We start from the raw sequence: 1,511 nt of genomic DNA, 5'->3' as shown, positions 1-1,511 counted from the left end.
GGCCTGGGTGACTACCTACCGTCGTTACCGTGCATTCAGTAACGGTGCCCTGCAGATCCTCAATTTCTTCGGTCCCGCAAAAAAGAAATTTATCGAGGCACTTGATTTTCCATTTGTTATCAGTGGCTACCTCGGTTCACCAAGGAAGCCCGAGTGGGGCATCCTGCCCAACCAGGCGGAAACTGTCTGGTGTACGATTGTCGGTCCGGAGAAAAACGGAGATGAAAACGCGGTGGATCCTCTGCGGAGGGCCGTGAAAGAGGCGGACCAATCCGGGGTGCCGCTGTTCATGCTGGTGCGCTGTAAAGCTCCCCCCAGTGTGGTCAAGCGACAGATCGACCGTATTCTCAATGACCCGCCGAACGGACGTCGGGTGATTCTGCTCAGCCCGGGCGACCTGGCAGCCACGTACAGACAATGGGCCAGATCAAAGCTGGATGGGAGCAGTCCACCATGACCCGACGATTATGGGACCCTTCCGGAGGAAATGGCATCTTAACATGGAGCTGAGAAAATGTTCTCGAATTCCTGCCGCTTGCCCTGTCGCATGATCGTGGCGATGGTGGTCGCTTTGGGATTGGGGATTTTTACGAGCTGGAGGTGCGAGGCCCAGGCAGAATCCGCTGCGTTGCCCAATATTTTGGTGATCGTTGCCGACGATCTGGGGCCGGGGAATGTCCGGTGCTACGATCCGCAGGCCAAGGTGCCCACGCCGAACATCGATCGCTTGGCGGCGGGTGGCTTGCGGATGACCCAAGGCTACTCGGCCGACCCCATGTGTTGGCCTTCTCGCGGGGCGATTCTCACCGGGCGGTACCCACAGCGATGGGGCAATTCGCCAGTCATCCCCCGCACTGAAAAGATGATGCCGCAATACCTCAAGGCCAAGGGGTACTATTCGATGGCCGTGGGCAAATGGCATCAGGGCTTTGGGCGGGAGAACCACCCTATGACCTGGGGTTTCGACGAGTTCTTCGGCTTTCAAGGTGGTTGGCACGACTATTTCCGGGCGGATGTTGGCCCTGTCAGGCTTGGGAAGCAACAGGGAGAAGTTGTCGGCAAGAATCCCATCTTGCGCAATTACGATCCTGTGCAGGAAATCAAGTACCTCACGTTCGAACTGAGCGATCAGGCGGTCGCCTTTTTGGAAAGGAATCGGGACCGCCCGTTTTTGCTCTACCTGGCGTATAATGCCCGACACGTGCCGACCCAAGCTCCGGAGGACTACGTTGCCCGCTTCAAAGACGCACGGTACGCCGTGGTGGCGGCGCTGGATGATGCCATCGGCCAGGTACTCGACGCGCTGGATCGATTGGACTTGGCCCAAAACACTCTGGTGATCTTTGTGGGCGATAACGGCGGGCCGGAATGGGGCACCGGCGGTCTGCGAGGATGCAAGGGTCAAGTGTACGAAGGAGGGATCCGCATCCCATTTCTGGTTCGCTGGCCGGACCGATTGCCAGCCGGCAGAACATATGACCAACCGGTGATGCATATTGACCTTGTGCCCA

At 58.1% G+C, this 1,511-nt stretch carries 2 protein-coding genes; both read left to right on the top strand.

What is annotated here, in order from left to right; translation table 11 throughout:
- Positions 1-457, top strand: a 457-nt coding sequence (locus tag H5U08_RS18495) for a hypothetical protein (protein WP_297036540.1), incomplete at its 5' end; no start/stop codon positions are given.
- Between the two features lie 57 nt (positions 458-514).
- A partial coding sequence (locus H5U08_RS18490) for a sulfatase-like hydrolase/transferase (protein ID WP_297036538.1) occupies positions 515-1,511 on the top strand: 997 nt, incomplete at its 3' end.

The sequence above is a fragment of the Thermogutta sp. genome (assembly GCF_014359955.1).
In the GTDB taxonomy this organism is placed as follows: Bacteria; Planctomycetota; Planctomycetia; order Pirellulales; family Thermoguttaceae; genus Thermogutta.
Note: the sequence above shows the minus strand (reverse complement) of the source record. Positions and strands in the feature narration are given on the sequence as shown.